Origin of the sequence: Maribacter sp. 1_2014MBL_MicDiv (genome assembly GCF_001865655.1) — a bacterium.
Classification (GTDB): domain Bacteria; phylum Bacteroidota; class Bacteroidia; order Flavobacteriales; family Flavobacteriaceae; genus Maribacter; species Maribacter dokdonensis.
The window spans coordinates 1,632,275-1,649,264 of sequence record NZ_CP011318.1; the positions used below are offsets into that span (position 1 = coordinate 1,632,275).

The 16,990-nt window shown below is 34.5% G+C and carries 15 protein-coding genes; 9 read left to right on the forward strand and 6 right to left on the reverse strand.

From position 1 onward, the window contains the following. Window position 1 precedes the first annotated feature (1 nt). The 4 genes from YQ22_RS06765 (at window position 2) to radA (ending at window position 3,791) form a co-directional block, all read left to right on the forward strand. Window positions 2–967: a lysylphosphatidylglycerol synthase transmembrane domain-containing protein gene (locus YQ22_RS06765; RefSeq protein WP_071340573.1), complete on the forward strand. Its 966-nt coding sequence runs from the start codon at window positions 2–4 to the stop codon at window positions 965–967. A gap of 28 nt (window positions 968–995) precedes the next feature. Further along, window positions 996–2,138 carry an alpha/beta hydrolase gene (locus YQ22_RS06770; protein WP_071340574.1) on the forward strand — a complete coding sequence of 381 codons (1,143 nt, stop codon included), beginning with the start codon at window positions 996–998 and terminating at the stop codon, window positions 2,136–2,138. Window positions 2,139–2,186: 48 nt separating this feature from the next. Next, window positions 2,187–2,357 carry a hypothetical protein gene (locus YQ22_RS19075; protein WP_156894538.1) on the forward strand — a complete coding sequence of 57 codons (171 nt, stop codon included), beginning with the start codon at window positions 2,187–2,189 and terminating at the stop codon, window positions 2,355–2,357. Between the two features lie 72 nt (window positions 2,358–2,429). Beyond that, window positions 2,430–3,791, forward strand: a complete 1,362-nt coding sequence (gene radA / locus YQ22_RS06775; RefSeq protein WP_071340575.1) for a DNA repair protein RadA — start codon at window positions 2,430–2,432, stop codon at window positions 3,789–3,791. Between the two features lie 105 nt (window positions 3,792–3,896). On the opposite strand, the gene YQ22_RS06780 is transcribed toward radA, so the two are convergent. After that, window positions 3,897–4,937, reverse strand: coding sequence for an aldo/keto reductase (locus YQ22_RS06780; RefSeq protein ID WP_071340576.1), 1,041 nt, complete (start codon window positions 4,935–4,937; stop codon window positions 3,897–3,899). A gap of 70 nt (window positions 4,938–5,007) precedes the next feature. Further along, window positions 5,008–5,772: an exodeoxyribonuclease III gene (locus YQ22_RS06785; RefSeq protein ID WP_071340577.1), complete on the reverse strand. Its 765-nt coding sequence runs from the start codon at window positions 5,770–5,772 to the stop codon at window positions 5,008–5,010. Window positions 5,773–5,899: 127 nt separating this feature from the next. Between YQ22_RS06785 and YQ22_RS06790 the strand changes: the two genes are divergently transcribed. Both YQ22_RS06790 and YQ22_RS06795 read left to right on the forward strand, forming a co-directional pair. Continuing rightward, complete coding sequence (locus YQ22_RS06790; protein ID WP_071340578.1) at window positions 5,900–6,421, forward strand: DUF3575 domain-containing protein; 522 nt, start codon at window positions 5,900–5,902, stop codon at window positions 6,419–6,421. Between the two features lie 27 nt (window positions 6,422–6,448). Further along, window positions 6,449–8,539 carry a TonB-dependent receptor family protein gene (locus tag YQ22_RS06795; protein WP_071340579.1) on the forward strand — a complete coding sequence of 697 codons (2,091 nt, stop codon included), beginning with the start codon at window positions 6,449–6,451 and terminating at the stop codon, window positions 8,537–8,539. 1 nt (window position 8,540) lies between these two features. Here YQ22_RS06795 and YQ22_RS06800 read toward each other — a convergent pair whose 3' ends face one another. Further along, the gene (locus tag YQ22_RS06800; RefSeq protein ID WP_071340580.1) at window positions 8,541–10,085 is read right to left on the reverse strand and encodes a glycine--tRNA ligase; all 1,545 of its coding nucleotides are present in this window, start codon (window positions 10,083–10,085) and stop codon (window positions 8,541–8,543) included. Between the two features lie 37 nt (window positions 10,086–10,122). Continuing rightward, on the reverse strand, window positions 10,123–11,022 hold the full coding sequence (locus YQ22_RS06805) for a hypothetical protein (RefSeq protein WP_058104835.1): 900 nt from the start codon (window positions 11,020–11,022) through the stop codon (window positions 10,123–10,125). A 40-nt stretch (window positions 11,023–11,062) separates the two neighbouring features. Between YQ22_RS06805 and YQ22_RS06810 the strand changes: the two genes are divergently transcribed. Next, entirely contained in the window at window positions 11,063–11,764 is a 702-nt protein-coding gene (locus tag YQ22_RS06810; RefSeq protein WP_071340581.1) for a ComF family protein, read from the forward strand. A 51-nt stretch (window positions 11,765–11,815) separates the two neighbouring features. Then, window positions 11,816–13,432 carry an Ig-like domain-containing protein gene (locus YQ22_RS06815; RefSeq protein WP_071340582.1) on the forward strand — a complete coding sequence of 539 codons (1,617 nt, stop codon included), beginning with the start codon at window positions 11,816–11,818 and terminating at the stop codon, window positions 13,430–13,432. On the opposite strand, the gene YQ22_RS06820 is transcribed toward YQ22_RS06815, so the two are convergent. Then, complete coding sequence (locus tag YQ22_RS06820) at window positions 13,416–14,201, reverse strand: amidohydrolase (protein WP_071340583.1); 786 nt, start codon at window positions 14,199–14,201, stop codon at window positions 13,416–13,418. The two genes, YQ22_RS06815 and YQ22_RS06820, sit on opposite strands and share 17 nt — an antisense overlap. Before the next feature lie 3 nt (window positions 14,202–14,204). Next, window positions 14,205–14,669: an ankyrin repeat domain-containing protein gene (locus YQ22_RS06825; protein ID WP_071340584.1), complete on the reverse strand. Its 465-nt coding sequence runs from the start codon at window positions 14,667–14,669 to the stop codon at window positions 14,205–14,207. Window positions 14,670–14,794: 125 nt separating this feature from the next. Between YQ22_RS06825 and YQ22_RS06830 the strand changes: the two genes are divergently transcribed. Next, on the forward strand, window positions 14,795–16,990 hold the full coding sequence (locus tag YQ22_RS06830; RefSeq protein ID WP_071340585.1) for a PAS domain-containing sensor histidine kinase: 2,196 nt from the start codon (window positions 14,795–14,797) through the stop codon (window positions 16,988–16,990).

Here is a 16,990-nt window from a genome sequence, read left to right on the forward strand (position 1 = left end):
GTTGACCAATACACTGAAAAAGAATCTTAAAATTATACTCCCAATAGCCTTGGGAGTTTTTTTAGTTTGGTATTCTTACAACTCCACTACACCCGAAGATAGAAAGGAAATCATCTTTTACATTAAGGAAGCAAATCCGTTATATGTATTTTTATCTGTATTACTAGGTATTCTCGGTCACGTGTCTAGAGCCATAAGGTGGAACTACCTTTTAGAACCACTTGGCTACAGGCCCAAACTCATAAACAACATTTTAATCATTCTTACTTCATATTTTGCCAATCTTGGTATTCCAAGAACTGGAGAAATACTAAGGGCAACGGCATTATCCACGTATGAAAACGTTCCGTTTGAAAAAGGTTTTGGCACCATTGTAACCGAAAGGGTTATTGATGTAATTATGCTTCTATTGGTAGTAACCCTGGCTTTTTTACTTCAGACAGATGTAATTATGGGCATACTACAAGAACGTGGTTTTAATGTTACCGGACTTCTTTTTTTGGCATTAGGAAGTATCGCTTTATTATTCGTTTTTATTTTTATCATCAAGAGATCTAAAAGTGAATTTGCCAATAAAATAAAAACCTTTGTAAAAGGACTTCTTGACGGAGTATTCAGCATTTTTAAAATGAAAAATAAATGGCTGTTCATTCTACACACTTTTTTCATTTGGGGATGCTATATTGGTATGCTTTGGATAATAAAATTTACCGTTCCAGAAACCATTTCACTTTCATTAAGCCAACTTTTGGTAGCCTTTGTTGCAGGGGCTTTTGCGATGGCCACAACTAACGGTGGTATAGGGCTTTACCCTATTGCCGTAAGCAGTGCTTTGGCAATCTTTGGTATTAGCTCTGTATCGGGTGATGCCTTTGGATGGATAATTTGGATCGCACAGACTTTAATGATAGTTGTTTTTGGTGCAATATCTTTTCTGCTATTACCGTTATTGAACAGAAGCAAGTAGTTTACTTACATCTAATCAATAACCCCTTATGCGTAATCTATCTTTTATTTTCGCACTCTTATTTGGCTTAACCTCCTATGCGCAAGTAACACAAGAAATTTTCGAATCGTTTAAACTTCAAGAACGTAGAGATGTTCATTATTATTTTCCAGAGAATTTAGATGAAACTAAAAAATACCCATTAATCATAGTACTTGATGGCGAGTATCTATTCGAGCAAGTTGTAGCTACCTCTAAATTTTATAGTAGATTTCATGGTATGCCCCAAAGTATAGTTGTAGGTATTGACCAAAGCGAAAACGATCTTAGATATGAAGATTGTGCATTTGATCCAGAAAGTGGTTTACCTTCCGAGAAAGGCAAAAGCTTTTATGAGTTTATTGGTATGGAACTTATACCTTACCTAGACCTTAATTACAGCACAGCGCCTTTTAAGATGATCGTAGGGTATGACATCACTGCAAACTTCATGAACTACTGGCTGTTTAAAGACAATTCTATATTTGATGGCTATGTAAGTATTTCGCCCACACTTGCCCCAGAAATGGAAAGCAGGGTACCCATGCGACTGGGTGCTTTTGACAATCAAATTTTTTACCAACTTATTGTTGAAGGGGAAGCAAGTAATGATAAGCAGAGAATATTGACTATGCACAATGATATTAAATCTATAGAAAAAGAGTCTTTACATTATTTCTTTGATGAATATACAAATGCTGACCATATCTCTGTAGCGACTTACGGTATAGGCAAAGCCTTTGACAATATCTTTGGCATGTTTAAGCCCATAAGCCCTAAGGAATACAAAACACAGATTCTTACCAGTGAAGAACCTGTTTACAATTATTTAGAGAATAAATACCAAGGTATTGTTGATATGTTTGGCTTTAGCAAACCGGTTGAATTGAACGACATTATGGCAATTTATGCTGCCTCTAGAAAAAAAGAAGATTTTGAATCGTTAAAACCATTATCTGATCTTTGCAAAAAAGAATACCCAGAGACTATGCTAGGTTTTTATTTTGAGGCTGAGTATTATGAACAACTGGGCGAACCCAAGAAAGCATTAAGAACATTTGAGAAATCTTTTCAAATGGAAGAAATAGATTTTTTAACTAAAGAAATGGCCCTTGAGAAAATGGATGCACTAAAAGCCGATTTTGGTTTTTAAACAGAATTAATAAACGGCTATTCCCAAATTAGCCTAACCTACTTAATTATGATTAAAATTGACGCAATGTACTTCGTGTTCTCCGGAGTGCTCTTTACTTACTTTGGATTAAAAGGAGAATTTAATCTGGCGTATAACGGAATTGCCCTTTTCATGGCATGGGCATCATTTTTTCTAGCTTTTAGCGCTTTTAAAAAAGAAAGTTCGAGTAAAAATTGATTCTAAATTTGATTTAAGAATTTACTCATCTCAAACTTCTTGCTACCTTTAGCCACTTTTTAAATACTAAAGATGGCCAAAACAAAAACTGCCTTTTTTTGTCAAAATTGCGGCACCCAATATGCAAAATGGGTAGGGCAATGTTCTGCTTGTAAACAATGGAACACTGTTGTTGAAGAGGTTGTACAAAAAGAAGAAAAATCTAGTTGGAAAACCCCTTCACAAAGCTCAAAAAGAGTTTCAAAACCTCTTTTGGTCAATGAAATTAGTATTGAAAAAGAAGTTCGTTTAAATACTTTTGATCTTGAATTCAATAGAGTTCTTGGTGGCGGATTAGTACCTGGAGCATTGGTGCTCTTAGGTGGGGAACCTGGTGTAGGAAAGAGCACACTACTGCTTCAAATTGCCTTAAAACTACCCTATAAAACCTTATATGTTTCAGGCGAAGAAAGCCAAAAACAAATTAAAATGCGTGCTGACAGAATTCACCCTAACAGTGAAACCTGTTTTATACTTACAGAAACCAAAACTCAAAATATATTTAAGCAAATTGAAGCTACAGAACCAGATATTGTAGTCATTGATTCTATACAAACGCTGCACTCCGATTATATTGAATCTGCTGCCGGAAGTATTTCTCAAATTAGGGAATGCACTGCGGAACTTATAAAATTTGCCAAAGAGACCAATACACCTGTCATTTTAATTGGGCATATTACAAAAGACGGCTCTATTGCCGGACCAAAGATTTTAGAGCATATGGTTGATACCGTTCTTCAATTTGAAGGCGACCGTAATTATGTTTACAGAATTCTAAGGTCACTAAAAAATAGATTTGGATCCACAGCGGAACTTGGTATTTACGAAATGCAAGGTAGTGGCCTAAGAGAAGTCAACAATCCGTCAGAGGTTTTAATATCCAAAAATGATGATGGTTTAAGTGGTACTGCCATTGCAGCTACCGTTGAAGGCATGCGGCCACTGCTTATAGAAATTCAAGCTTTGGTAAGTACCGCGGTTTATGGAACACCTCAACGTTCAACTACGGGCTATAATGTTAAAAGACTAAACATGCTCTTGGCCGTTTTAGAAAAACGTGCTGGCTTCAAACTAGGTGCAAAAGATGTTTTCTTAAATATTACCGGTGGCATATCCGTAGACGACCCCGCTATTGATTTGGCAGTTATCGCCGCAATTTTATCGAGCAATGAAGACATACCTATTGACAAAGGCATTTGTTTTGCTGCAGAAGTTGGGCTTGCAGGTGAAATTAGACCTGTACAAAGAGTTGAACAACGAATTCTTGAAGCAGAAAAACTAGGCTATGAAACAATTATTATTTCAAAAAATAATAAAATAGGTCTTAAATCAACCAAAATAAGAATTCTATTGGCTTCTAAAATTGAAGAAGTTGCCGGTAACTTATTTGGTTAACGTTTATCTCTCATTATTCTGGCCAAGACCATTATAATTATCACAACGGCAACAATAACTACTATTTGTCCAAAGCCGATTTTAAAGAATATTATATTGTTCATATTATGGAGCGGGATTTGGAATTGAACCGTGTATGGCTTCTATTTCTTTAAGAACATCATCAGAAAGAGTAACGTCTATACTGCCAAAATTTTCTTCTAGCTGCCTTAAATTTGTTGCGCCTATAATTGTACTGGTAACAAATGGTCTTGTATTCACAAAGGCCAATGCCATTTGCGCTAAAGTTAAACCGTTGGCCTGAGCAAGTTCATAATATTTTTTGGTAGCCTCAACAGCCGTATCTCCAATATATCTATTGTACTGGGGAAACAGGCTTAATCTTGACCCTTCCGGCATTCTATCACCCAAATATTTACCACTCAGAGCACCGAAACCCATTGGCGAGTACGCCAATAGCCCAACTTGCTCTCTCATGGCTATTTCCGACATTCCCACTTCAAACAATCTGTTCAGCAAACTATAAGGGTTTTGTACCGTTATAGTTCTTGGCAAAGTAACATGAACCTTACTTTCTTCTAAAAAACGCATGGTTCCCCATGGCGTTTCATTTGACAAACCTACGTGCTTGATTTTTCCCTCACGAATTAAATCGCGCATGGTCTCCAAAACCTGATGAATATTATCTTCCCAATGGTCAGAAATATCATGTTTGTACCCCCTTTGCCCAAAGTAATTGGTATTTCTATCTGGCCAATGTAATTGATATAGGTCAATATAATCTGTTTGCAATCTAGTTAAACTACCTTCAACAGCTTCAATTATGGCCTCTCTGGTAAATCCTGTAGTACGAATGAACTTTGTCATTTCTGCTTTTCCGGCAATTTTAGACGCAAGTACAATATCTTCTCTGTTCCCATTTTTTTTGAACCAATTACCTATGATCCTCTCGGTATCGGCATATCTATCTTTATGTGCAGGTACGGGATACAACTCTGCAGTATCCAAAAAATTAATTCCCTTATCCAGTGCATAATTTATTTGCTCATGACCTTCTTCTTCGGTATTCTGGTTTCCCCAGGTCATTGTACCTAAACAAATTTTACTTACTTCAATTTCAGTGTGCGGTAATTTGGTATAGATCATTCAACTCTTTTAATTGCTTTCAAGAATTACAAAACTACTAAATATATTAAGGGTGAACGCATCTATATGATCAACTATCTAACTCAATTAAAATTGGACAGTGATCACTATGTTTGGCTTCTGATAATATAACGGACCTCAACAACCTTTCTTTTAATGTAGAAGCCACCATGGCATAGTCTAAACGCCAACCTTTATTGTTGTTTCTGGCATTTGCCCTATAACTCCACCATGTATAATTATTTGGCTCAGAATTAAACTCCCTAAAACTATCTACAAAACCACTGTCTATAAAATCCCCTATCCATTCTCTCTCAACTGGTAAAAAACCAGAAACATTTTTAAGTCCTACAGGGTTATGTATATCCCTAGCTTCATGACATATATTATAATCTCCCAACACAATAAGATTAGGATTGGTTTTTTTAAGTCCATCAACATATTGTCTAAAATCTGCCATATACATCAACTTGTGCTCCAATCTTTCAATGTTGGTACCAGAAGGTAAATACATGCTCATAATTGATACTTCACCAAAATCCGCTCTAATATTTCTACCCTCTAAATCCATATACTCTATACCGGTACCAAATACTACAGCATCTGGTTTTGTTTTTGAAAGAATTGCCACTCCGCTATACCCTTTCTTTTGTGCACTATACCAATAATTATATTTATATCCCGCTTTTTCAAACAATGAAAGATCCAACTGCTCTTCATTTGCCTTTATTTCCTGCAGACAAACAACATCTGGCGAAACTGCAACCAACCAATCCAAAAAACCTTTTCTTATTGCCGCCCTAATACCATTTACATTGTAGGATATGATTTTCATGTATCTAAATTTTGACCTAAAAATAAAAAAGAGTTGTAGATTAAAGGTGTATACTTTCTTTTAAAATCATAATTTCACATTTTAAAAGTATCCATACAAGTCTGTTTTATATTATAATCATCTATTCATGAACAAGTTCATTTTTACAACCCTTCTAATATTTGCAACTACATCTTCTTTTGCACAAGCATATTATAATAACGATAATAGCCATGAGGTTAAACTTAATATTGGTCAGTTTTTAATTACCACTACGGTTGAACTTGGCTATGAATATTATATTAATGAAGATACCAGTATAGGAGGAACAATATATTTTGATGGAAAATCAACTGATTACAATGGTAACTTTGGTATAGGACCCAACTTAAGAGCTTATTTTGGTTTTGAACCAAAAAGTGGCCTCTTTGCAGAGGTCTTTGGTTTATATTACACAGGAGATGACGATGTAGACACTCAAAATATAGGCACAAGAAATTATGACTATTCTACCATTGCACTTGGTCTGGGTGGTGGTTATAAATGGGCTACCAGAAGTCAAAAATTTACCATTGAATTAAACGGAGGTTTGGGCAGAAATATTAACCCAGAAGATTTTCAAGATGACTTTATGTTTAGAGCAGGATTATCTTTAGGTTTTAGGTTTTAATGGGTACTTTTGAGTTTTAATCTTTTTATGAAAAAAACTCTTTTTAGCCTACTATTTATTCTTACAACCCCCTCAGTTCTTTTAGCACAGGTAACAACAGAAAATGATAGTATTACCCGTTTAAACGAAGTTATTGTAATTGACACCCTAACAGCTAAAAATGCTATTGGCATTGTGCCATCTCAAATTATAGGGGAAACTACATTTTCCAATTACAGCCCTGTTGACTTTATAAGTTCTTTAAATCAAGTGTCCGGTCTATATGCCCTCTCAGGTGCTTTAAACACCAATAGAATCACCATAAGGGGAGTTGGATCCAGAACCTTATACGGCACAGATAAATTAAGATTATACTACAACAATATCCCGATTACAAATGGTACGGGATCTTCTACAATAGAAGCTTTTGATTTAGAAAACCTGACCTCTGTTGAAGTTATTAAAGGACCTAAAGGAACGGGTTTTGGAACCAACCTCGGTGGCGCAATAATATTGAACACAAAACAATTAAGTGATCAACCTACAAAGTTTACAAACAATACAACTATTGGTTCTTACGGACTTTTTAAAAACAGCTTAGGATTTACCCATGCAGAAGATAATTTCTATATGACATTTCAATACGGACATATGGAAGTTGATGGATATCGTGAAAATAACAGATTTGAACGTGACGGATATTTATTAAACACCATCTTTAAACTTTCTAAAAAGAGTGAACTAGGATTATTAGTTAACCATATAGATTATTCTGCCCAAATAGCAAGCTCTATAAGTCAAGAAGATTTTAATGAAGACCCTACCCAAGCTGCATTTACATGGAAAGCATCACAAGGTTATGAAGACAACAATTATAGTCTTATAGGGTTATCGCACACTTACTACGCTAGCCCTAACCTTAAGAATACAACCAGTTTATTTTACACATACTTGGATCATTACGAACCTGCACCCTTCAATATTTTAGACGAATTCACCAACGGTTATGGTGTTAGGACATTATTTTCTGGGAACTTGGACATATCTAAAAACGCTCTCTTTTACACTTTAGGTGGTGAGCTTTACATAGACGAATACAATTGGCAAACTTTTGAAAATCTATATCAGGAAAATGAAGGCAATGGAAGCCTTCAAGGAGATCAACAATCAAAAAATAAAGAATTCAGAAACCAAATAAACATTTTCGCAACTGCCTCTTATTCAATTACACCAAAACTTACCACACAGTTAGGGCTGAATATCAACAAAACCCAATATGATTTTAGGGACTTTTTTAATACAGGGGAGCTAAATACCAGTGCAAATAGAAACTTTAAAGCCCTGTTGCTACCAAGTATAGATGTTAACTACGCATTTACACCTACCTACCAATTATATGGTAACATTAGTCGCGGATTTTCCAACCCTAGTTTAGAAGAAACATTAACACCTGATGGAATAATCAATCCGGACATTGTACAAGAAACCGGCACAAACTATGAATTAGGCATAGAGCACAAGAGTGAAGATGACAGGAATAGATTTGAAATTGCTTTTTACATAATGCCGATAAACAATTTATTAGTAGCCAAACGTGTTGGCGACAATCAATATATTGGTAGAAATGCCGGGAAAACCAAACATCAAGGAATTGATCTCGACTGGAGTTACAAATTTAATGTTAACAATAAAATAACCATATCGCCATTTATCAGCTACACTTACAGCAATCATAAATTCTTAGACTTTATAGATGAAGAAGCAAATGAAGATTATTCAGATAATGTTTTAACAGGTGTACCAAAAAACAAAATCAATTCAGGGATACAAACCAATTTTGGTAATGGACTATTCTTTAATATTACACATCAATATGTAGATGAAATTCCGTTGACGGATGCAAATACCTTGTATAGCGATTCTTTTAACTTATTGAACTTAAAACTAGGATACAAAAATCAAATATCAGAAAAACTGAGAATAGGTTTAGATTTTGGCATCAATAATTTAACCGATACTAAATACGCACAATCAGTATTGATAAATGCTAGTGGATTTGGAGGAAATGCCCCAAGGTATTTCTACCCTGGGAACAATATCAATTACTATGGTGGTTTAAAATTAAACTACACCTTATAGATTATTCCATCTTTTTTAACCAGGTTTTCATGTCTACAACATCATGAATAATCCCGTTCAATGAAGATATGGCAACACGCTCTTGTTCCATAGAATCTCTATGCCTAATGGTAACCGTTTGATCTTCTAAAGTTTGATGATCTACTGTTATACAAAATGGAGTACCATTTGCATCTTGTCTTCTATAACGTCTACCTACCGCGTCTTTTTCATCATAGGTTACATTAAAGTCCCATTTAAGGTCATCCACAATTTTTTGTGCTACTTCTGGCAAACCATCTTTTTTGACCAATGGTAAAATTGCAGCTTTAACAGGTGCCAAAACAGCAGGTAATTTAAGAACAGTTCTTGTAGTATTATTTTCTAATTCTTCTTCCTGTAATGAATTTGAAAATACAGCCAAAAACATTCTGTCAAGACCAATAGAAGTTTCTAACACATAAGGAACGTAGTTTTTATTAACCTCATGATCAAAGTACTGCAATTTCTTGCCTGAGAATTTCTCATGACTGCCTAAATCAAAATCTGTTCTAGAGTGTATTCCTTCAAGTTCTTTAAATCCGAAAGGAAAACGGAACTCTATATCTGAAGCTGCATCTGCGTAATGAGCTAATTTCTCATGATCATGAAAACGGTAATTATCTTGCCCCATACCAAGAGATAAATGCCATTTCATTCTTTTTTCTTTCCAAGTTTCATACCATTCTTTCTGAGTACCTGGCTGAATGAAAAATTGCATTTCCATCTGTTCGAATTCACGCATTCTAAAAATGAATTGTCTTGCGACTATTTCATTTCTAAACGCTTTACCGGTCTGAGCAATACCAAAAGGCAATTTCATACGACCCGATTTTTGAACATTCAAGAAATTAACAAAGATACCTTGGGCAGTTTCCGGTCTAAGAAATAGGTCCATTGCACTTTCTGCATTGGCTCCTAACTTTGTACCGAACATTAAATTGAATTGCTTTACATCTGTCCAGTTCTTTGACCCTGACATTGGACAAGCAATATCCAATTCTTCAATAAGAGCTTTAACATCGGCTAAATCTTCGTTCTGCAAAGACCTACCCAATCTACTTAGAATTGTTTTTCCTTGTTCTTGATAGTCAACAACGCGTTGATTTGTTTCCAAGAATTTTTCTTTATTGAAAGACTCTCCAAAGCGTTTTTCTGCTTTTTTGACTTCTTTTTCAATTTTGGCATCAATTTTAGCTACATAATCCTCAACTAAAACATCTGCTCTATATCTCTTTTTAGAATCTTTATTATCTATCAATGGATCATTAAAGGCATCTATATGTCCAGATGCTTTCCAAGTTAACGGATGCATAAAAATCGCAGCATCTAGCCCAACTATATTGTCATTGAGCTGTACCATGGCTTTCCACCAATAGTCACGTATATTTTTCTTAAGCTCTACACCGTTTTGACCATAATCATAAACAGCGCTTAAACCATCATAAATTTCACTAGATTGGAATACATAACCATATTCCTTTGCGTGAGATATTACACGCTTAAAATCATCTTCTTGCTTTGCCATGCGGCAAAAATAGGATAATAGCCTAAAAAAATAATAATTATTTCAATTGAAATTCTGAAGAAGTGATCAATCGCTCATCTTCAAAGACGTTTAAGGTATAATTACCTTCCATTAAAGAGCCTTCGGGTATGGTTATAGATTCACATAACGCCTGGTCTATACCTTGAAAAACAAACTCTACCCTCTTACTATATACATTACCGTTTACTGTAATTGTATTGGCATTGTCTTCTATGATCTGTTTATTAGGATCTAAAAATTGTAAATAGATAATTTTTTCATTTCCAGCTTCGCTTTCATCTGCCAATACAGTAACACAACCTCTTAATTTTTCTATGATCGAAGCCTTGTTTGTTTTAGTTGGCCTTGTACCTCTTATCAATCTAAAACCACTACCTTCAGCATTTGCCATTTTTAGGTAACTTTTGGTTTTTAATTTTTGATTCAGCTCCAATATCTTTCTTCTCTGCAAAGCTTCTGCCTCTGCCAATGAATTACTGTTCGCCCTTAAGTTTTCAATTTGCTTGCGAGACTCATCATATTTATCTGTAAGCAACATGTTATTGTAACGAAGAAAATTGTTCTTTAAAATTAAACTATCATTCTTAGATTCTAGTCTACGTAGCTCTGTTTTGAATTCTCTTAATCTTTGCACCGTAAAATTTAATCTTCCCACAGAATCTAAAAGTTCTTGAACCTTGAATTTAGAGTCTTGCAACTCTATTTCATTCATTTCGCTCTTTGCGGACAAACGATCCACATCTGCTTTCATAATGGTAAGATCTCTTACCAAAATTGCTTTTTCCTGCTCTAAAAAGTCTATTTGGGCGTTAGACTGGGCGTAACTATAGTAGAATGCAATTAACAATGCTATAATTACGGCAGCAAATGCAGCAAGCATTATTTTATAATTGAATTTGTTATCTTGAGTGTCCATTTAAAAAGTGGGCTGTAGGTTAAGTAATCTGTAAGGTTTGATGCAAAACAGAATTTCAAATATACTAAAGGATGTTACCAACATACTGTTACCCATATCATGTTTTGGATGTAATGCACGATTATATAGAGGAGAGGTTCTTCTCTGTACATCTTGCCGACATCAATTACCGCTTACCGAGTATACTTTTAACGAAGAAAATGCCGTTGACCGTATTTTTTATGGACGAATTAACATAAAAAAAGCAAATTCATTCTTATTCTTTACCGAAATTGGAATTGTTAAAAACCTAATACATCTATTGAAATACAAAAATCAAGAGGGTATTGGCAGATTTTTAGGTGATTGGCATGGCCAAATCTTAAAAGAACAAGGAGATTTATTACAAATAGATTATGTAATTCCGGTACCGTTGCACCGTAAAAAATTAAAAAAACGGGGTTATAATCAAGTAGCACTTTTTGCCAAACAAATTGCTACTCATATTGGCGCTGATTATACTGACGACATGCTGATAAAAACGGCAAATACTAAAACACAGACAAAGAAAAACAGATTAAGCAGATGGTATGACAACAGATCTTTATACGAGATAAAAAATCATGAGCTTTTAATCAATAAAAATATATTATTGGTTGACGATGTAATTACAACTGGCGCAACCATGGAAATTTGTGCCAATACGTTTAAAGATATAGAAGGAGTAAACATTTATGTCACAAGTATGGCAGTTGTTCCTTAGAACTAGTTTTCTATAAAATATGTTGTTTCTTTGCGGTCGATAAATACACTAATGAGCAGAAAAATTTTAGGTTTCATATTTGTTTTCATCATCATATTGGTGTCCTACCAATGTGCGCAACGCGGAAACCCTACCGGAGGACCAAAAGATATTACAGCCCCTGAACTTACCAGAGCAGAACCGCCTAACATGACCACCAATTTCAAGGGTCAAAAAATTAGACTTTATTTTAATGAATTGGTGAAGTTGAAAGATATTCAAAAACAACTTATTATATCGCCTCCGTTAAAAAACTCACCGGTACTCTCTCCTATAGGTAATGCGAATAAATATGTAGAAATTACCATAAAAGATACCCTTGCCCCAAATACCACCTATACGTTAAATTTTGGTCAAGGTATTGTGGACAATAACGAAGAAAACCCTAAATCTTTTTTTACCTATGTTTTCTCAACTGGTGACTACATTGATTCATTAGAGCTTAAAGGAGTGGTAAAAGACGCTTTCAACAAAAAACCTGATGACTTTATTAGCGTAATGCTATACAAAATTGACACTAGTTATACTGACTCTACCATTTATAAGAGACCTCCAAACTACATTACCAATACACTTGATAGCGCTATCATTTTTAAGCTCAATAATTTAAAGGAAGGAAAGTATGCCTTATTTGGAGTAAAAGATGCTGCCAACAACAATCTATTTGATCAAAAAACAGATAAAATAGCGTTTGTAAAGGATACAATCAATTTACCTACAGATTCTATTTATTTACTAACGTTATTTAAGGAAATACCTGATTATAGTGTCGCCGTACCTACAATGGAAGCAAGTAATAAAATTAGTTTCGGGTATTATGGTGAAGGCTCTGATATTAGTATTAACACTTTAACGGAAATACCAGATACCGTTAAGACCATAATAACCAAAGAAAGGGATAAAGACACTTTAAATTTTTGGTTTACTCCTTATGAGATGGACTCCCTAATTTTTACTTTAACAAATGAAAAATTAAAGGTTAGAGACACTTTTAAAGTAAAGAGTAGAAAAGTAGCATTCGATTCTTTGAAAATTTCCATGAGCCAGAATGGTAATATAGAATTTGACAAACCTATTAACCTTTTAAGCAATACGCCACTAATACGTTTTGATAGTACCAAAATAAAATTAATGGATAAAGACTCCATTGAAATTGCCGTTAACGTAAAACTGGACTCATTAAGAAATTTGTTGAACTTTGATTTTAAAATTGATCCAGATCAAAACTATAGAATGGAATTGATACCCGGGGCAGTTACAGATTTCTTTGAAACCACAAATGACTCTGTCGCATTTTCATTTAAAACAAAGAGTCTTGCCGATTATGGTAATCTAACCCTTAATTTAAACGGTAATTCAATTGTTTACCCCATAATTGTGCAGCTTACCAATGAAAAGGGCGAATTACAGCGAGAGATTTATGCTACAGAACCACAAGTTTATACTTTTGATAACTTAAACCCTGGCAAATATCAAGCCCGTGTTATTTTCGATTTAAACGGTAATGGCAAATGGGATACGGGAAATCTATTGAAAAAAATAGAGCCAGAAAAAATTAGTTATTACCCTGCATTAATTGAGCTAAGGGCTAATTGGGAGAAAATTGAGACTTTTAATTTAATAGACTAAACTCATCTCTATCATCTAAAAACCTTAGCTTATTCTTGATCCTATCAACTTTGGACTTTTCAACTTTTACTATTTTGATTTCCTCTTCTTTAGTAAAAGCTTGAAGTTCACCTAATGGATCATAAATACTAGAGTGACCAGGATATTGGTGCCCCAAACTATCAGTACCAATACGGTTAACCCCTATACAATACACCATATTCTCTATAGCTCTTGCTTTTAACAGTGCATCCCAAGCTGCAATTCGTTTACCCGGCCAATTTGCCGTATACAATAGCATATCAAAGTTTTGGGTATTTCTGCTCCAAACAGGAAAACGAAGATCATAACATATTAATGGACAAATGGAAAAACCCTTGTACTCAACAATTAACCTTTCGGTACCCGCTGAATATTTTTCATTTTCACCAGCCAATGTAAACGTGTGTCTTTTGTCATAAGACTCCAAATTACCCTCTGGTTTTACAAAGAAAAGCCTGTTGTAATAGCTGCCATCTTCCTCAAAAACAATACTTCCTACAATGGCGCTATTTTTAATTGATGCCATTTCTTGCATCCAACGCACTGTTATTGAACCTTCTTCTTTTCTTATATTACTTGGAGACATAGTAAAGCCCGTTGAAAACATTTCTGGGAGTACTATAAGATCTACTTGCTCGGTAATTTGTTCTAATTTATCACTGAACATTTGCCTATTTGCAGCAGGGTTTTCCCAATGTAGCAATGATTGAACCAATGCGATTTTCAAACTATCTTTTTTATCCTCCATAAATTATTCCAGCATATCAACAAAGGCGGTCAATCCTTGTGTTTTAGCATGATCTAATGCAGTATTACCTCTATTGTCCTTAATTGTTTTATCAGCTCCATTGGCTATTAACAGTTTTGCAATCTCTAACCTATTAAATTGTGCAGCGTAAATAAGACATGTTGCGCCCATTGCATTGCGTCCATTCAATTCTGCTTTCTTTTCAATTAATAATTTTGCAATATCCGTAAAACCTTTAAAACAAACACCCATTAATGCCGTATTACCAGAAGCATCTACAGCATCTATTTTCGCTCCCTTTTCCAATAGCAACTTAGCTATCTCCATTTCATCATAATAGGTAGCCAATATTAAAGGCGTAGAACCTCTTGTATCTTTACTATTTACTAGCACCGGGTTTTTATCCAACATTGACCTCACCTCATTAATACTTCCTTCCCTTATGGCCTTAAAAAAAAACTCGTTCATAACTTTTAATTTTTTTCAATTCATTAAAACAATAGTTCATCAAAATTTGATGTAATTTCTTACCGAACAACTATTTTTTCCTACTTTAATGGAAATACGTACCTTTAAATCTAAATTAACATCTTTTGAAAACATTAGCCGTTGACTTTCTTGTAAAAGAGTCCCCCAATGCAATTGCTATCGTGGATACTAAGTTAAACTATATTAGCTATTCTAACCAATGGCTAAGTGATTTTAGTTTACATGAATCCAATTTGACCAATAAACATATTTTTGAAGTCACCCTAGAAACTCCCCAATCTTTTAAAGCAGCTCTTAAAAACGCTTTAAAGGGGGAAGAAAATATCAATGAAGAAGAGAGATTTGTTTTACCCAACGGTGAAATTAAATGGTTAAAATGGAAAATTCTGCCTATTGAGAATGATGTGGGCAAGATTGACTGTGTGGTTATATTTCTAGATGATATAACCATCTATAAGAAAGAAATAGAATTATTGCATAAAGCAGAAGAGGTTGCCCGTATTGGTTGTTGGGAGCTTGATCTTAAAACCAGTATGGTTTATTGGACCAAAGCAACTAAAGATATTCATGAGGTTAGTGAAGATTTTGAACCTAACCTTGAAGACGGTATCAACTTTTACAAAAAAGGAATTCATAGAGAAAATATTACCAATTTAGTCAGCACCGCTATAGCCGAAGGCAAGTCTTTTGATACAGAGTTGATAATTGTAACAGCTACCGGCAAAGAAGTTTGGGTCTGCGCAAAAGGTGAGGTGGAAATGCTAAATGGAAAGGCTGTAAAACTTGTAGGTACATTTCAAGATATTGATGAGCGTAAAAAAATGCAGTTGGCACATGAAGAAATAACGGAAAGACTTAAGATAACAACGGAAACTGCCCAAATTGGTATATGGGATTATGATTTAGTAAATAATGAGTTAACCTGGGACAAGGAGATGTACCGCATTTTCGATGTAAACGAGAGTGAATTTTCTGGCGTATTTGAAGCTTGGTCCAATACTATTCACCTAGATGATAAGAAAAGAATATTAATAGCCACACAAAAGGCCATAGAAGGTACTAAAGACTTTGATGAAGAATTTAGAATTAAGCTTAATGATGGCTCGTTACGATATATAAAAGGCTTATCTAAAACCATAAAAGACATTAATGGAAAGCCTATTAAAATGACCGGTGCAAATTGGGACATTTCAGAGCTAAGGAGTGCAGAATTGAAACTTGCTAGAAGTACAAAGTCATTTTCAGAAACCTTTGAACATTCTGCAATTGGTATGGCTTTGGTTAACCCAGATCTTAGATGGTTAAAAATAAATAAAAGTTTATCTTATAGCTTAGGATACTCTGAAAGTGAGCTTTTAAAAATGAAAGCCACAGATATGACGCACCCAGAAGATTTGACCGACAGTCAACAGTTCAAAACCAAGGTATTTAATGGATCTAATAAGAATCTACACCTACAAAAAAGATATTTTCACAAAAATGGAAATATAGTACACGCCATTATAGGCGTTACACCTGTTTTTGATTACGATGATAAACCAAGTCATGCCATAGTCCAATTTTTGGATATTACCAAAAGAATTGAATCACAAAAAAAACTTGAAGGTCTTGTAGAAGTTACTAAAAGTCAAAACGAAAGTCTTACCAATTTTGCCCATATCGTTTCACACAATTTAAGGTCACATTCAACAAATATGACCATGCTTACCAAGTTCTTAAATGAAGAAGAAGATGAAGACGAGCGTAAAAACTTGAATAGAATGATTACCAGCGCCACAGAAAGCCTATCTGAAACCATTGCTCATTTAAACGACGTAGTACAGGTGAAGACCGGGGCGCTTGAAAAATTACAAAGCATTAGTGTTCTCAATACCATTAACCAAATTACAAAAAGTATAAATGGTATACTTGAAGAACAAAGTGCTATATTAAAAATAGATGTTTCAAAGACCCAATTTGTAAGTGCCGTACCTGCCTACCTAGAAAGTATATTTTTAAACGTTCTTACAAATGCCCTTAAATACAGGTCTGCGGAACGCACACCGGTTATTGAAATTAAATCAAGAACTAAAAAAGACAAAGTACTCATTACCTTTACCGATAACGGTCAAGGAATAGATTTAAATAGACATGGAGATAAAATTTTTGGTATGTACAAAACCTTTCATAAGCATAAAGATGCAAAAGGAATTGGTTTGTTCATTACCAAAAACCAAATTGAATCTATGAACGGTACTATAAATATTGAAAGTGTTGTAGACAAAGGTACAACCATGTTCATTGAACTGAACCAAGGATAA